General features: G+C 63.0%; 16 protein-coding genes. 8 read left to right on the plus strand and 8 right to left on the minus strand.

Features of this window, described 5'->3' with window-relative positions:
- Positions 1–13 precede the first annotated feature (13 nt).
- Positions 14–535 (plus strand): peptidylprolyl isomerase, encoded by a 522-nt coding sequence (locus H2O75_RS00085; protein WP_182171950.1) that lies wholly within the window; start codon positions 14–16, stop codon positions 533–535.
- Positions 532–1,206, plus strand: a complete 675-nt coding sequence (locus H2O75_RS00090; RefSeq protein WP_182171953.1) for a rhomboid family intramembrane serine protease — start codon at positions 532–534, stop codon at positions 1,204–1,206. The genes H2O75_RS00085 and H2O75_RS00090 overlap by 4 nt, the downstream gene beginning before the upstream one ends.
- 285 nt (positions 1,207–1,491) lie before the next feature.
- Here the strand turns inward: H2O75_RS00090 and H2O75_RS00095 are convergent, their stop codons facing one another.
- Positions 1,492–2,811: an MATE family efflux transporter gene (locus tag H2O75_RS00095; protein ID WP_182171956.1), complete on the minus strand. Its 1,320-nt coding sequence runs from the start codon at positions 2,809–2,811 to the stop codon at positions 1,492–1,494.
- 301 nt (positions 2,812–3,112) lie between these two features.
- Here H2O75_RS00095 and dnaB point away from each other — a divergent pair, with 301 nt between their 5' ends.
- Positions 3,113–4,456 carry a replicative DNA helicase gene (gene dnaB, locus H2O75_RS00100; RefSeq protein ID WP_182171959.1) on the plus strand — a complete coding sequence of 448 codons (1,344 nt, stop codon included), beginning with the start codon at positions 3,113–3,115 and terminating at the stop codon, positions 4,454–4,456.
- Position 4,457: 1 nt separating this feature from the next.
- On the opposite strand, the gene H2O75_RS00105 is transcribed toward dnaB, so the two are convergent.
- From H2O75_RS00105 to H2O75_RS00115, 3 genes are read right to left on the minus strand one after another with little or no spacing between them, the layout of a single operon-like run.
- On the minus strand, positions 4,458–5,039 hold the full coding sequence (locus tag H2O75_RS00105) for a YdcF family protein (protein WP_182171963.1): 582 nt from the start codon (positions 5,037–5,039) through the stop codon (positions 4,458–4,460).
- The gene (locus tag H2O75_RS00110; RefSeq protein WP_310650320.1) at positions 5,023–5,838 is read right to left on the minus strand and encodes a hydroxymethylpyrimidine/phosphomethylpyrimidine kinase; all 816 of its coding nucleotides are present in this window, start codon (positions 5,836–5,838) and stop codon (positions 5,023–5,025) included. Before H2O75_RS00110 ends, H2O75_RS00105 begins: the two co-directional genes overlap by 17 nt.
- Entirely contained in the window at positions 5,835–6,668 is an 834-nt protein-coding gene (locus tag H2O75_RS00115; protein ID WP_182171966.1) for an aldo/keto reductase, read from the minus strand. The genes H2O75_RS00110 and H2O75_RS00115 overlap by 4 nt, the downstream gene beginning before the upstream one ends.
- 105 nt (positions 6,669–6,773) lie before the next feature.
- On the opposite strand from H2O75_RS00115, the gene H2O75_RS00120 reads away from it, so the two are divergent.
- The 5 genes from H2O75_RS00120 (at position 6,774) to H2O75_RS00140 (ending at position 13,065) form a co-directional block, all read left to right on the plus strand.
- Complete coding sequence (locus tag H2O75_RS00120) at positions 6,774–7,124, plus strand: VOC family protein (protein ID WP_182171969.1); 351 nt, start codon at positions 6,774–6,776, stop codon at positions 7,122–7,124.
- Positions 7,094–7,636, plus strand: coding sequence for a methylated-DNA--[protein]-cysteine S-methyltransferase (locus H2O75_RS00125; protein ID WP_182171972.1), 543 nt, complete (start codon positions 7,094–7,096; stop codon positions 7,634–7,636). The genes H2O75_RS00120 and H2O75_RS00125 overlap by 31 nt, the downstream gene beginning before the upstream one ends.
- A gap of 24 nt (positions 7,637–7,660) precedes the next feature.
- Complete coding sequence (locus H2O75_RS00130; protein WP_182171975.1) at positions 7,661–9,010, plus strand: alpha/beta fold hydrolase; 1,350 nt, start codon at positions 7,661–7,663, stop codon at positions 9,008–9,010.
- Positions 9,011–9,152: 142 nt separating this feature from the next.
- Positions 9,153–9,998, plus strand: coding sequence for a phosphotransferase (locus H2O75_RS00135; RefSeq protein ID WP_182171978.1), 846 nt, complete (start codon positions 9,153–9,155; stop codon positions 9,996–9,998).
- A gap of 43 nt (positions 9,999–10,041) precedes the next feature.
- Positions 10,042–13,065 (plus strand): DEAD/DEAH box helicase, encoded by a 3,024-nt coding sequence (locus tag H2O75_RS00140; protein ID WP_182171981.1) that lies wholly within the window; start codon positions 10,042–10,044, stop codon positions 13,063–13,065.
- A 76-nt stretch (positions 13,066–13,141) separates the two neighbouring features.
- Here the strand turns inward: H2O75_RS00140 and H2O75_RS00145 are convergent, their stop codons facing one another.
- The 4 genes from H2O75_RS00145 to H2O75_RS00160 are packed head-to-tail and all read right to left on the minus strand — an operon-like array spanning position 13,142 to position 15,917.
- A complete protein-coding gene (locus H2O75_RS00145; RefSeq protein ID WP_259365257.1) occupies positions 13,142–13,774 on the minus strand; it encodes a 1-acyl-sn-glycerol-3-phosphate acyltransferase in 633 nt (210 codons plus the stop codon).
- The gene (locus H2O75_RS00150; RefSeq protein ID WP_182171985.1) at positions 13,764–14,072 is read right to left on the minus strand and encodes an antibiotic biosynthesis monooxygenase family protein; all 309 of its coding nucleotides are present in this window, start codon (positions 14,070–14,072) and stop codon (positions 13,764–13,766) included. The genes H2O75_RS00145 and H2O75_RS00150 overlap by 11 nt, the downstream gene beginning before the upstream one ends.
- A gap of 40 nt (positions 14,073–14,112) precedes the next feature.
- The gene (locus H2O75_RS00155; RefSeq protein ID WP_182171989.1) at positions 14,113–14,901 is read right to left on the minus strand and encodes a DsbA family protein; all 789 of its coding nucleotides are present in this window, start codon (positions 14,899–14,901) and stop codon (positions 14,113–14,115) included.
- A complete protein-coding gene (locus tag H2O75_RS00160; RefSeq protein ID WP_182171992.1) occupies positions 14,898–15,917 on the minus strand; it encodes a pyridoxal-phosphate dependent enzyme in 1,020 nt (339 codons plus the stop codon). Before H2O75_RS00160 ends, H2O75_RS00155 begins: the two co-directional genes overlap by 4 nt.
- Positions 15,918–15,920 lie beyond the last annotated feature (3 nt).

Here is a 15,920-nt window from a genome sequence, read left to right on the forward strand (position 1 = left end):
GAAGATAGTCCCCATGGAAGCAACACTGCATACAAATCATGGCGACATTGTCGTCGAACTCTACCCCAACCACGCTCCCGCGACCGTCGCGAACTTCACCGAGCTCGCGACAGGTGAGCGCGAGTGGCAGAACCCCGCAACGGGTGAGCGCACGTCCAAGCCGCTCTACGATGGCGTGGTTTTCCACCGCATCATCCCCGGCTTCATGATCCAGGGCGGTGACCCGTTGGGCACCGGTACGGGAGGCCCCGGCTACAACTTCGACGACGAGATCCACCCCGAGCTGTCCTTCACGGAGCCTTACATGCTCGCGATGGCGAATGCTGGGAAGATCGGTGGCCGCGGCACGAACGGTTCACAGTTCTTCATCACGGTCGCTCCCACGACGTGGCTGCAGGGCAAGCACACGATCTTTGGCCGGGTCGCGAACGATGATTCGCGAAAGGTCGTGGACGAGATCGCTGCCGTAGCAACCAACGCCCAGGATCGTCCTCTCGAGGACGTTGTCATCACCTCCATCTCCGTCTCAGCATGACCGAGTATCCGGATCCGGTGCCGGCCGATCGCGCGCCGGATCCGGATCGACCTCGCCGTCGGCGACCTGCTGTCACGACCGCACTCATCGTCATGTGCGTGGGAGTGTACGGGTTCGGACGTCTCTGGCCAGAGGTCGAATCAACCCTCATCTTCGCGCCATGGCTGGGCGAGACACAGCCGTACAGGTTTATCGGATCGGCCTTCATCCACGCCGATTTCTGGCATCTCATCTTCAATATGTATGCGCTATGGCTCGTCGGCAACGCGATCGAGCCGGCTTTTGGTCGATGGCGCTTCATCGCCCTGTATGCCCTGTCTGCGATTGGCGGCAACGTTGCCGTCCTCGTCCTCTCAGACCCGACGGGCGTCAGCTATTTCACCTTTGTCGTCGGCGCTTCGGGTGCCGTCTTCGGTCTGTTCGGGGCGCTCTTCGTTCTCGCCAAGCGACTGTCTCGGGATACGACTGCACTCCTTATCCTTCTCGGCATCAATCTCATCCTCGGTTTCATTCTCGAGGGGATCTCATGGCAGTCACATCTCGGCGGCCTCATCGTCGGCGTCGTCCTGGCCTTCTTCTACGTGAGGACGAACAGGCTGTGGGGACACATTGCAGCCACGGTAGCGGTGGCGATGACCCTCGCCGGCACGATTCTGCTGAACTACGCCTAGGACTTTGCGACTAGATGACCGCCCGAGAGGGCGGTTTTTTTCACATTCTCGACGCAATTTCTTCCACCCCAACCAGTAGTTGTCCACAGATTTATCCACAGCTGGGGATAGTTGCGGTCGCAAGGACTGGATCTTTCCGCATGATCCTGGGAAGTTACACGCGTGTAGTTATCCACTTGTGTACGAAAACTGTGGATAACTTTTGACTGCTTCCACAGCAGTGGATGAAATTGTGTGTAACCGGGACCTGTGTTACCTTTTCGCCCCCATGCAGACAGTCGCCGTTCACCGTCGAGATTCTCCGAGGACAATCCACTCATCGCGTCGCGTACGCCAGTAGAGAGTCACGCTGCGCAGCCCCATGAAGATTCCGGCATAGCCCGCCCACAGGAGAATGAGGCCGAGCCGATCCAGGTCTGTGGCGGCGAGGACGAGGGGAATGGGGGCGTAGGCGAGCAGGGAGACGAGCATCATCCACGCCAGGTAGCGAGTGTCGCCCGCACCGATGAGAACGCCATCGAGCATGTAGGCCACTGCGGCCACAGGGAGTCCGATGCCGCAGACGAGAAGGCCGGCAGCGGCCCAACGCGTGACGTCAGGGGACGTCGAGAACACGGTCGGGATCCACCCGGAAGAGGCGGCGAGAATGATCCCCAAGACGGCTCCCACACCCACTCCCCAGACCAGACACCGATCGAGCACCTCTCTCGCGCGCCGGACGGCAGATGCTCCGAGAGCCTGCCCGACGAGCGCCTGGGCGGCGATAGCCAGAGCATCGAGCCCATAGGCCGCGAAATTCCATACGGCATTGACGATCTGATGGGCGGCCAAGACCGTCGTCCCGAGCGCGGTGGCCGCCGCCACCGTGAGAAGGATGCTGCCCCGCAGGCAGAGTGTCCGCACGATAAGGGGGACAGCATCCGACAGGGACCGCAGAACTCCGGTGCCCGAGGGCAGGAGAGCGGCGCCGTGACGGCGCGCAGACCGCACAACCACCCCGCCGAGGACGAGCCCCATGCCCGTCTGGGCGAGCGCAGTCCCGTACCCGGCACCCGCCGTGCCGAGTCCGCCGGGGTAGATGAGGAGATAGGACAGCGGAATATTGGCCAGCGCGCCAATCGTGGCGACGAGGAGCGGCGTGCGGGTGTCCAGCATGCCGCGCACCGTCCCGGTTGCGGCGAGCACGACGAGCATGCCGGGCAGCCCCCACGCGCTTGCCCGAAGGTAGGACACCCCTTCGGAGAGAACCCCGGAATCTGGACCGAACCAGCCGAGAATCGTATCCGCCGCGACCATGAGAACAGCTCCGAGAACGAGCCCGAGTCCGAGAGCGAGCCACATCCCGTCCATCCCCAGCCGAAGCGCCTGGGCGGGCTTCCCTGCGCCGAAGTAGCGTGCCGTCGAGGCCGTCGTCGCGTAGGACAGAAAGACACAGATGCCGACGATCGTCGCCAGGACGGTGGACGCGAGGGAGAGGCCGGCAAGAGGGTCAACGCCGAGCCGCCCGACGAGCGCGGTGTCGACGAGAATAAGCGTGGGCTCGGCCAGAAGGGTCGCGAGCGTCGGCAGGGCGAGGGAGATGATCTGGCGGTCGAGGCTGGTCACCTCCTCACTGTAGGACGGCTCAACCGAGGCTTGAGGAACGAAACTGCCCTGGTGTGTTGCTCGCCGTCCACAGGCTCGAGTTATCCACAGCTGTGGGAAACATTGGGGATGAATTCGGCGTTATCCCGCCGTTTTATCAAACTATGTGCCGACAACATGCCGCATCTGTGGATAACTGACCGTTTTACGCACACGTTGTCCACGATTCAAGGGGTGTGTTTCCACCATTATCATCACGTTGTCCACAGGTTATCCACAGGTGTGGACGGGGTATAGTCCTGCTAGACGACAAAGGAGAGGTATGACTGAATCCGGGGGCGGTTTCGAGAGGACCCCACCACAGAACATCGAGGCTGAAATGTCGGTTCTGGGCGGCATGATGCTGTCGAAGGACGCCGTCGCAGACGTGACGGAGATCCTTAAATCGGATGACTTCTATCGGCCTTCACATGCTCTGATCTTCGACATCATCATGCAGTTCTTCGGCGATGGCGAACCGGCAGATGCCGTGACTGTGGGCGCGGAGCTCAAGAGGCGCGGCGAACTCGAGCGAGTGGGCGGGCTGCCCTACCTGCATTCCCTCGTCGCGTCGGTTCCCACCGCCGCCAATGCCGGATACTATGCGACGATCGTGCGCGAACAGTCGCAGCTGCGCTCGCTCGTCGAGGCCGGCACCCGCATCGTCCAACTCGGCTATTCCACCGATGGTGCCGAGGTCGATCAGCTCGTCAACATGGCGCAGTCAGAAGTGTATTCGTTGACGGATACTGCCGAGAAGCGCGAATACGCGGTCATGGAAGACATCGTCAACGACCTTGTCGAAACCCTCGAGCACAACGAGTCGCGAGGCGGCGAACTCGACGGAGTCACGTCCGGCTTCGCCTCGGTCGATGCGATGCTCAACGGCTTCCGCGGGGGTCAGATGATCATCGTCGCTGCCCGCCCCGGCGCCGGCAAATCAACGTTCGCCATGGACGTGTGCCGAGCGGCATCAGTCCACCACAACCTGCCATCGGTCTACTTCTCCCTTGAAATGAACCGCACGGAATTGTCGATGCGTGTCCTGGCAGCGGAATCGAGCGTCTTCCTCGATCGCATGATCAAGGGCAACATGACAGCGGACGACTGGCATCGTGTCGTCAACGGGCTTGAGAAGATCTCGAAAGCACCGCTGATCGTCGACGACTCGCCGAACCTCACGATGGCAGAGATCCGTGCGAAGTGTCGGCGTTTGAAGCAGCAGCACGACATCAAGCTCATCGTCATCGACTATCTGCAGCTCCTCACCTCCGGCGCGAAGAACGTCGAGTCGAGACAGCAGGAAGTGTCGGACTTCTCCCGCTCCATCAAGCTCCTCGCCAAGGAACTCGACGTACCGATCATTGCCGTGGCACAGCTCAACCGTGACTCTGAGAAGCGTGACTCGAAGAAGCCCATGGTCTCCGATCTTCGCGAATCGGGCTCCCTCGAGCAGGACGCCGACGTCGTGATCCTGCTGCACCGCGAGGACATGTACAAGTCGCGTGAAGAGTCGCCGACTGGCATCGGCGAGGTCATCGTCGGCAAGCACAGGGCCGGCCCAGTCGGTTCGATCATGCTGAGCTTCCAGGGGCACTATGCGCGCTTCGTGGAGGCCGCCGAATAGACTACCGTTGAAGGCTGCGGCGCACGGTTCGTGCGCCCCAGAGGAGTAATGCGCCCGCTTCCCACATGATCGCCCAGCACCGCCGATTCTCGGGATCCGGTGCGCCCACCCCTCGGGGGATGAAGCCGATGTGACGAGCGATGAGAAGGGTTCTGGGAACATGGAACCGGGACGTCACAAGGGTGACAGGTATTCTCTCGTCCCCGCCGTAGGCCAAGACCCGTGGATCAGGCGCCAGGGAGGCAGGCTTGCCTGCCCATGCCTGCGGGAAACGAGGATCGGTGATCATGGCGCGCAGGTGAAGCAGATTCTCTTCTGTCGTGCGGGAATAGGCCTCTTCGATGAGCATGTCCCGCGGCACCCCGAGAGATTCCATGATGCTCGCCATGACGGGCGCCTCAGGTTCGGTCCCCTCACCGCCGATACCGCCGAGGCAGACAACGACGGGGAGTACTCCGTGCCGTCGTGCTAGATGCCACTGGTCCGCGGCGGCCTCGAGTCGGGAGCGCAGTGCGGGGGATGCTGTTCCGCCCGACACTGTGCTCCCGAGGACCGCAATAATCGGCCTAGTGTTGGTAGGCACCTTGCCACACGGTGTCGAACGGTGCATGCCCACTGATCCTGTGTTCGATGCCGGCGGTGACGACATCCTTCGCGATCTGGACAGCTTCTTTCAGATCCGTGCCCTTGGCAAGCTCGGCGGTGATGGCGGCGGCGAGAGTACATCCCGCGCCGTTGACACGATGGTCACCGACCTTGGGAGCGCGATAGACCGTCGCTTCATGTCCGTCCCACAGGACGTCCACAGCGTCGTCGCCGGGGAAATCAATGCCGCCCTTGACGACGACTGCCTTCGGACCGTGCTCGGCGATACGCTGCCCCGCCTCGATCAGGTCATCGACGGTCGTGAACGATTCCATGCCGGACAGTGTCAGCGCTTCGAAATGGTTCGGTGTTGTGACCGTCGCCTGGGACAGCACCTCTCTCCGCAGGGCCGCATCGGTATCAAAGGCTTGGCCGGGCTCCTGCCCCTTGCAGATCAGGACGGGGTCGACGACGATATTCTTCCACGGCCGGGAGCGGAGCTTCTCCGCGACTGTTTCGATCGTGGGGACCGTGCCAAGCATGCCGATCTTGACCGTGTCGAGATCGAATGCCGCCGTCGCGGCATCGAACTGGTCGGAGATCAGCCCAGGCGCGATAGGCGTGAAACTGTGCGACCAGTCATCGTCCGGATGCATGGTGACGATGCAGGTGAGGGTGCCGAGACCGTAGACGCCCAGCTCGTGGAACGTCTTGAGGTCGACTTGAAGGCCGGCGACTCCGGCCGCCTCTGAGCCTGCAATCGTGTAAGCGAAGTTCATGATGTCCTTTCTGGTCACAGACGATCCATGGTCCGAGGGTCGGAGCCTTGACGGCCGTCCTCGCCGCGGTCGAGCGCTGTGATGATCTCATAATCCTGGTCGGATAGCGCGACGTCAAAGATGTCCATATTCGACACGATGCGCTCCTTCGTGACGGACTTCGGGATGACGACATCGCCGCGTCCCACATGCCACGCCAGCACGGCCTGGGCTGGGGTGATGCCGCGGCGCTCAGCGATCTCGACGATGGCGGGGTCGTCTAGCACGGCCCCGCGGCCCAGGGGAGACCACGCCTGGGTGATGATCCCCGCGTCCGCATTGGCCCGGCGCGATGCGTCGTTGGTGAAATAGGGGTGGATCTCGATCTGGTTGACAGCGGGAACGGTTTCGCTTCCCTCGAGGAGTACGTCCAGGTGTTCGGGGAGGAAGTTGGAGACACCGATGGCCCGTGCGCGACCGTCCGCGAAGAACTCTTCGAGAACCTTCCACGTCGAGAGGAAATCGCCCCCGTACAGGGTGGGGAGGGGCCAGTGGATGAGGAACAGGTCGACGTAATCGGTTCTGAGATCCTCGAGTGATTGCGCGAAGGAGGACCGAGCATCCTCCGCCCGATGGTTCGTATTATTGAGCTTCGTCGTCAGGAAGATCTCGTCTCGCGGGATTCCCGATGTTGCTATTGCTTCCCCGACTTCGGCCTCGTTTCCATACATTTGGGCCGTGTCGATGTGACGATATCCAGCATCGAGGGCAAGACGGACCGCTCGCACAGTGTCTTCGGGAGCGATCTTGTATGTCCCGTACCCGAGTTGAGGCATGGGGTGTCCGGTGTTCAGAGTCAACGTCGTCATGCGTTCATTGTTCCCTGTCCGGCGGACGAATGGAAACGTTGATGCTGGGAACGAAAAGTCTGAGACGTGCTACCCCGTGACCAGCGGACTTGGTACGTTGGTGTTATGCAGCTCATACCCGTCCTCGTGGTCGAGGATGTCGATACCGCCCTCGATTTCTATTCGAGAGCATTCCGCGCGGAGACCTACAAGGTCATCGACCAGACGACCACCCTGCGCATCCAGAACCAGGCTTTTGCGATCAGGGAGGCCGACGAGTCGGATCCTGCCGGCAGAGCAGACAGTGTCCTGCTGCTGATCGAAACCGCAGCCCCCGACTCCGTGGCGGAAGTCGCCATCTCCCACGGCGCCACCGCCGTGTCCCCCGTTGATGATCGTGAGTCCGGCATTCGTGCCGGCCGCTTGCGCGACCCGTTTGGATTCCAATGGATAGTCAGCACCCCAGTACCCCGGTAGGCGGTTCCTACGATCTCGGCTTCGCCCGGCTCGCCGTCTTCTGCGACGGCGACACGGTCATCGCCTCAGGCTTCCAGTCGCTCGACGAGATCGCGGCAGGCCGACCCTACACGGAAGGAGACCTCCCGGAGACGGTGACGCAGGCTCTTGCCGCGTGGCAGGACGGCCAGTGGGAACCGCTCATGACAGTGCCGGTGCGTTATGCGGGAACACCGAAACTCGCGCAGCTGCGACGCGCCATGAGAACAGTCCCCGCCGGCCAGGTCGTGACATATTCCGATCTTGCAGCATCTGCAGGGCTGCCGGGACTCTCACGACTGGCGGGGAGGGCGTGTTCGGAGAATCCCTGCCTGCTGTTCGTGCCCTGCCATCGGATCGTCGCCGCGGGCAACGTCGGCCCCCAGGTTATCGCCGGATCCTATGCAGGTTCCGAGACCGTGAAGGCACTGCTCCTCGAGCACGAAGGGGTGGCGGTGCGGACTCGTCAGCGCGACAAGGCCTCAGGCTTCTGATCTGAGAGGGGGCATACTTGTCTCATGGCACGTGAGACAGACAGCTACCGCATCGCATCCGACACCTACCTTGACCACCGCATGACGGTGCCCCTCGACCATGCGGGCGGATTGACCGAGACGATCACGGTGTTCGCGCGCGAGATCGTGCGCGACGGCCAGGAGAAGTCTCCCCGTCTCGTCTTCTTCCAGGGAGGGCCGGGATCGCCGGCCCCGCGTCCCGCCCCGCTGGGTGGATGGATCGAGTGGGCTCTCGGGCGCTACCGCGTCGTCCTCATCGATCAGAGAGGCACCGGAGCATCTCATCCGATCGATGCTCGGGTTGTAAAGGCCCGGGGTGACGTGCAGGCGCAGGCTGATTTCCTGTCGTACTTCCGGGCAGATTCGATCATCGCAGACGCAGAAGCTCTTCGCCGTGATCTGCAGGGCGATGAGCCGTGGCACGTGCTGGGGCAGTCGTATGGCGGGTTCGTCAACACCGCCTACCTCTCCCAGGCGCCCGAGGGCCTGGCGTCCGTCATGATCACAGCCGGCCTGCCGTCGGTGACGAAACATGCGATTGAAACCTATCGGCTGACCTGGCCATCGACAGAGAGACGAAACGGCGACATGTACGACACGTTCCCGGGACTGCGGGAACGAGTCTGGGATGTTGCCGTCCACCTCGAGAACCACGACGAACGCCTCGTGACGGGCGAACGGTTGACCCCTGCTCGGCTCCGCATGCTCGGCATGGTGCTCGGCTTCTCCTACGGCCCGCAGACCCTGCACTTCCTCTTCGAGGACCCCTTCATCCGCGTGAACGGCGAGCTCGCACTGAACTCCCGGTTCCTCCTTCAGGCATCGGAGCGGCTCTCGTTCGCGGGCAACCCGATCTACGGGATCCTCCACGAGTCGATCTATGCGGGAACGGTGCCGGGGGGAACGCGATGGGCGGCGCACCGAGCCCGCGACGAGTTTCCGCAGTTCGCGATCCCGGGATCAGAACAGTCCCCGTTCTCAACAGAGCGGGAGGCGAGACAGGCAGGCGCGGAGTTCCTCTTCTCCGGCGAGCACGTGTTCCCGTGGCAGATGGTGGAGGACCCGGCGCTCTCGCCGATCGCGGAGGCCGTGAACGTTGTCGCCGAACGCGAGTTCGACTCGCTCTATGATCTCGACGTGCTGGCCGCCAACCGCGTGCCAGCATCGGGATGGGTGTATTGGGACGACATGTTCGTCCCGGCGTCCCTGTCGCTCGAGACAGCGGATCTCATCAACGGCTTCACCCCCATCCTGACGAACGATTATCACCACGATGGTCTTCGCGTCGACGGCGCACGCCTGCTCGAACGAATGCATACCCTCAACCATCAGAAGCTCTCGACCGCGCGGTAAGGCGCCAGGCTGCAGCGGTAGGTCCCCAGACGCCACACCGTCTTCCCTGCTGACATCATCATGTGAGTTGCCACGTTATTGGATCAAAGAGCGTGGAAGTTCTTACAGTGGATGTATGAGCACAGGACCGAAGGGTGGGCCCATGAACATCTCACAGGAGATCGTCAACGACTTGGTTCTGTCCGTGCCCGACAACCTCACGGCAGAGGATCCTCCGGCACAGATCCGGGAGGATGGGTGTGCTCCCGCCTATCGATGGGGAGCTCGCCTTCTCCTCTTCCCCTCCCGCGAGGAGGACGTGGAGCGCTTGGAGCGCGCACACCGGTGGACTGCCGAGGCGACGGCGCTGCTGCGCGATGCTCATATCGCAGTTCCGACCCCCCGCTACCGGGGGGAACCGAGTAAGATCTGGCCCCACCCGTGGTACGTCACCGATGCCGTTGGGGGGCGCCCACTCCACACGGTCGAGCCTGACGGGCGTGGGCGGATAGCCCGAGATCTGGCTGTCGCTGTCGCGGTCCTTCACGTGGATGCCCCGCCCTCCGCCCCGGACATCCCGCCGCTGAGTCCATGGGACGCGAAAATTGAGAGGGATGCGGTGCGGGGCGCCGACAGGCTGACAGAAATGATCGAGCTGGGAGCCAGGGTCCCGCCCTGGCAGGGCAACCCGGTCTGGTGCCACGGCAACCTCAATCCCGCCACCATCGCGGTCCACGACACGTCGCTATCCGGATTGATCGACTTCGGGGCCCTCGGACGAGGCGATCCCGCCGTTGACTACGCCGCATTCTTCCTCTGCTTCACCCCATCGCAGCGGGAGGATGCCAGGGTGATCCTTCGGACCATCGGTGCACCAGATGATGACGACTTGTGGATCCGTGCCCGTGCATGGGCGGCACGGACGGCTCTCACCCTCCTCGCATCCCACCAACCAGACATGTCCGTCGTGGGAAGGCAGGCTTGTGAACTCGTTCTCGAGTCTGCGTGACTATCGTTTCCAGCACCGGCTCGTCGGGTCGTAAGCTGAAGGAATGGGTGACACGATAGCGCAGCTGATCCGGGATCTGACGGACGACGATCTCATCGCCCTCTTTGACGGACCGACAGTGGAGCGGGGGCGCAGCTACTATCGGGAGGGACGAGTCGAATCCGTGTCGGATAGCAGCGGCCTCGTCGCGAGGGTGCGCGGCAATGGCCGCTCGTATCTCGTCCTGATCGACGACGTCGAGCCCTTCATCGGGCGCTGCACCTGCCCAGTCGGCACCTACTGCAAGCATATGGTCGCGACACTGTTCGCTCTCGGCGCGGGAGGGGACCTCGGCTGGCGGGGGCTGCTGACTGCGATCACAGCAACCCAAGAGAAGCGGGGTGCCAGTCTCGCTCTGGGTCTCGGCACGAGGAATGAAGGGGTGCCGCTGAGCCCGTTCCGCAGAACGGGCGAGCACTGGGTGGCGGTACCGTGGCCGGACCTGACGAACAACAACTGGCAGTCCACGACCGCTGGCCTCGATGAGAAGCAGGTGACAGTCCTCCGTCACCTCCACCGCTCCGCGCGACGCAGCCGCCCATGGAACTCGCCCTCCGACATCCTCCTGTCCGATCTCGGTGCGGAGGGGCTTTCCTTCCTCCGCCAGGTCACCCACTCGGGCGCCGTTCTCCTCGACCCGGACATGCAGAGACTGGACGTGGTGGAGGAGCCATGGCCGGTCAGGCTGGAGATCGAAGGGCATTCAGACCTTGTCGTCCAGCCGGTTGCGAGCAGGCCCGATGGTGTTCGTGCCCTCGTCCTTCCCGGGGTTGTTCCCGCCATTGCGCTGTCTCGCGGACATGTGGCCCCTGTCGACCCGGTGATGCCGGTCCAGATCCAGTCGATGATGGCATCGAAGGGAAGCCTGCACGTGGCGGCGGAGGAGAGGCTCGAGTTCGAGGCAACCTTCGTCCCCGCCCTGGGGCAGGTCGAGATCCTGTCTCCCGACGGATCTTTCACACCCACACTGTTCTCCGAGCCCCGTCTCCATCTGCACGTGGCGCGACCCGCCGGGCTGTCCCTCCTCCTCACGTGGAAACAGTCCCGAGCCGTCCCCGGCCACGACAGTCTCGTCACCGATCATCTCGACGTCGGTCTCCTGGCAGAGGATGTCTCATTCGTCTACGGGGTGTGGCGGGAGGCAGGCCTCCCGGACATTCACATTCCGTCGCCCACGCAGGTCGGACCCGAGTTCCTCGGCGTCTTCCGCGACGTCATTGTCCCCACACTGGAGAACCACGGCATCGGGGTGACATTTGCTGGCCGCGGCGATATTCAGCTGGTGAGCGCCGCCCCCGAGCTCAAGGTGAACGCCGCCAGTGAACGCGACTGGCTCGATCTTGCGCTGACGGTCAGCATCGAGGGGCATGACGTGCCACTCCCCGTCCTCTACCCCGCCCTCGTCGGCGGGCAGCCATATCTGGAGTTCGGCAGCATCCTCATCAAACTGGGGGAGGAGTTCGATCATCTTCGCGCACTGCTGCGTGAGGCCGCCATGCTCGGCCGGATCCGGGGGACGACGATCAGCGTCCCGGCAGCCCAAGCGCATGCCCTGAGCATTCCGGAAGAGCTGCTCGACGGAGTGCTGGCCGACAGGCTGGCGGCCTTGCACAGTTTGGGGGAGCCCGTGCCCGTGCCGGCTGGGCTCACGGCCACGCTGCGGCCCTACCAGGAGGTCGGCTACTCGTGGCTGGTGCGCCTCGCGGAGGCCTCCTACGGCGGGATACTCGCCGATGACATGGGCCTGGGCAAGACTCTCCAAATCCTCTCCACGATCGCACGCCTGAAAGAAACGGGGCGCCTCGCGGCACCTGTCCTCATCGTTGCCCCAACCTCTGTCGTCTCCACGTGGGCAAACGAAGCCGCCCGGTTCACTCCAGGACTGAACGTCCGCGCCGTCACGGCGACCAGGAGGAAGCGCGCAGAGCGGCTCCGGGACATGATGGATGCGGACATTATCGTCACCTCCTATACGCTCCTCCGGCTTGAGGGCGATGATTACGAAGACATTCGGTGGGCGGGACTTGTGCTCGACGAGGCGCAGGCAGTGAAGAATCCCCGCACGATCGGATATCGTGTTCTGCTCATGCTGGTGCGCGACTGGACGTTCGTCGTGACCGGCACCCCGGTGGAGAACACGATCGGTGACCTGGGCGCGCTCTTCGCCCTCTCATCCCCCGGCCTGCTGCCAGGGCCCGATGGATTCTCGGAGAGGTTCCGCCGGCCCATTGAACGCAACGGGGATCCGGCCGCCCGTGCCATGCTCCACAAGCTCACGCGCCCCTTCCTCATGAGGAGGCGGAAGAGCGATGTGGCGACGGACCTCCCGGAGAAGATGTCCACGATTCTCTCTGTGCCGATGGATGAGGGGCACCGTGAGCGGTACTCGAAACAGTTGGAGAGGGAACGCCAGGAAGTCCTCGGTCTCATCCGGGACCCGGACGGCAACCGCATGTCGATCCTTGCCTCGCTCACTCGGCTGCGTCGTCTCGCGATCGACCCGGGGCTTCTCGAGGATCGGCAGGAGCCCTCCGCCAAGACGCAGGTTCTTCTCGAGCATCTCGATTCCCTCCTCCCCTCAGGCCATCAGGTCCTCGTCTTCTCGCAGTTCACGAGCTATCTCTCGAGAATCGCGTCCGAGTTGGAGAAGGCGAAGATCCCCTACGCTTATCTGGACGGATCGACACGGAACAGGGATCGGGTGATCTCTTCGTTCAAGTCAGGAGAGAAACCGGTCTTCCTCATCTCCCTCAAGGCCGGCGGCGTCGGCCTCACACTCATCGAGGCCGACTATGTCTTCGTCATGGATCCCTGGTGGAATCCTGCCGCGGAGGAGCAGGCGATCGACCGAGCCCACCGCATTGGACAGGACAAGCACGTCCACGTCTATCGCCTGGCATCTGCCGACACGATCGAGGAAAAGGTTCTCGCGCTGCAGGAGCGCAAGCGGATGCTCGCGGACATCGTCGATGCTGGGGCAGGATCGCCCATCACGCCCGACGATATTCGAGCACTGCTCGAGGACTGATCCTCAAGCACAGTCGTGCCCTCCGTTACTGCATGGCGGGCAGACGTTGCGCCCCGCCCGGGCGGGGCGCATAACGCTACGAGAGCGGTTCGTCCGCGATAGGGCGGAGCAGGTAGGCGGCGGCCTCCGGGTCCTCTTCTGCCCGCAGCCTGGGAACGGAGGTCTTCTCGGGATTGAAGCCCGTCTTCCCGGCATAGAACGCGCGGATGACCTCCATATCAGCCTTGATATCCCACGTCGGTTCGAAGGTGGGGCCTGTGCCGAAGACCTTCGTCGAGGCGTCGACATAGCCGAAGGTGATGGGAAGCTTGTTCTCGTACGCCATTCGATAGAAACCGGACTTCCAGAAGTCACGCTTCGATCGGGTGCCCTTGGGTGTGATGCAGAGGGTGAATGTCTCGGACGTCGCCACGGCCCGTGCCACGCTCGTCGTGACCCCGGTCGACTCGCGGCGGTTGACGGGAATGCCGCCCAGCCATCGAACGATCGACTTCAACACCGGGTACTTCATGACCTCGTCTTTGACGAGGAAGTTGAAGGACCGGCCTTCGCGCCACATAATCAGAGCCATCACCGCAGCGTCGAGGTTCGACGTGTGCGGGGCTCCGATGATGATCGACTTCTCGGGCCACTGCTCGACCTTGACAGTCCAGGGGATGACTGCGATAACGAGTTTCGCGAAGCCGCGCTTGATTGCTTTACTGATCACTTCTCACCGCTACTGAATAGTTCCAAATTTCGGATTTCGTGCCCACAGGCTTCACGCCGTTCGCACGCGTGTGGCTCTCGCGGAAGGCCTGCGAGTTGCGCCACGCATCGAATGACTCCTCATCGCTCCACCGGGTGACGACCAGCCACGTGGTGCGACCATCTTCCGGCCGGAAGAGCTCGAAGCCCTCAGAGCCGGGAATCCCCTCCATGGAGCGCACGCGAGGGGCGAAACGCTCGGCAAGGGTGTCTCCAGCCTCGAGGGGAACATCGATGGCATTGATTTTGATGACGGTCATGGCCAATCCTCTCAGTCGAACTTAGGTTACCCTAACGAACTTAGGGTAACCTAAGTTCCACGAGTTCAAGGAATTGGTCCGTACCGAGGGCCCCTGGCACCAGTGTGTCGTGGACGATAAACGTGGGGGTGCCGGTGATGTTGAGAGACAGGGCCTCGTCGCGTGATGCCATGATGTCGCCGAGCACGTCCGAGTCCGTCAAGGCACCCTCGAAGGCCTCGAGGTCGGCCACGCCGACACGCTCCGCCACCTCAAGGAAATAACTGCGGTCATAGGCGGGGTCCAAGCCGTCGTAGGCGTCTCTGTAGAGAGCGTCCCCGTATTCCCAGAAGAGGCCCTGCTGCCCCGCAGCTCTTGCTGCAAGGGCGGCATAGACGGAGGCATCTCCCAGAACCGGATGATCACGGTACTCGAAGCGAACCTGACCCGATTCGATATACGGATCGAGAGCAGGCGCCACCTCGACGTGCCACAGAGCGCAGTACCCGCAGCGGTAGTCGGCGTATTGGACGATCACGATATCCGCGTCGACGTCGCCGAGGGCGTAGGGATCGTCCGGATCCCTACGCTGCTGCGCCATGAGGAGCGCCACCGTCTCCTCGGGACTGAGAGCGGCAGGGCTCGTCGGAGACGATTCGGCTTCGGGTGCGGACGTCGACTCATCAGGGGCCGCTCCGTCCTGCGGGCCGCCATCGCCCAGCGCGAGGACAAGCGCGACAACCAGCACGATCACCGTGACGAAGAGGATCGCGACGGTGACGAGTAACCCCCGGCTCCTGCCGGCGGGAGGCGAATCCTGCCCAGCGGTGAGCCGGGGGTCGAGAGTCACTGCTTCCAGGCCTGCATCTGCGCCAGAGCATCATCGGGCTTGGAGATGCAGGAGGCGAAGGTGTCCAGGTCGACGTTGCCGCCCGAGAGGACGACGCCGACGCGGGAACCGCGCTCGATCTGGCCTGAGGCGACAAGGTTCTTGATGCCGGCGAGGCCGAGGACGCCCGTCGGCTCGGCAACGAGCTTGAGGCGGTCCGCCACGAGCTTCATCGCCGTGAAGATCTCGTCATCGGACACGGTGATGATCCCGTCCACGCGCTTCTGCATGAGTTCGAGAGTGAGCTCAGAGATGTGGCGGACACGAGCACCGTCCGCGATCGTGGTGGGAGCCGAAATCGTCACGACCTCACCCTTCGCGAGGGACTGCTGAGCATCGTTCGCGTTCTCCGGTTCCACACCCCACACGTCTGCGTTGGGGTTGAAGACCTTCGATGCGAGAGCGGAACCCGAGATCAGGCCGCCCCCACCGACAGGGAGCACAACATCGTCGAGGTGGCCGACCTCGCGGATAAGCTCCATGATCGCCGTGCCCTGGCCCGCGATGATATCCGGATCATCGAACGAGGGGATGATCTCAAGATCCCGCTCTGCAGCGAGCTGCTGCGCCATCTCTATCCGGTTGTCCGTCTCAGGGTTGTACATGCGGACCTCAACCCCATAGGACTTCGTCATATCGACCTTGACCTTGGGAGCATCCGTCGGCATGAAGACGACGACGGGGATCTCCAGCTGGTAGGAGACGAGAGCCATGGCCTGCGCATGGTTGCCCGACGAGAAGGTGACGATGCCGCGATCCTTGGAGACGAGACCCCGCTCGGCGCGGGCCAGGACAGCATTGAAAGCGCCGCGGGACTTGAACGAACCGGCACGCTGTTGGTTCTCGCACTTGATCAGCACCTCAACTCCGAGATACCGGTTGAGCAGCCGAGAACCGACAACACGGGTCTCGTGCGTGTAGGGCTTGATGCGGGCCGCGGCGGCCGCGACGTCTTCGAACGTGGGCAGGTCGGTCATGAT

The organism is Flaviflexus equikiangi, from assembly GCF_014069875.1.
GTDB lineage: Bacteria > Actinomycetota > Actinomycetes > Actinomycetales > Actinomycetaceae > Flaviflexus > Flaviflexus equikiangi.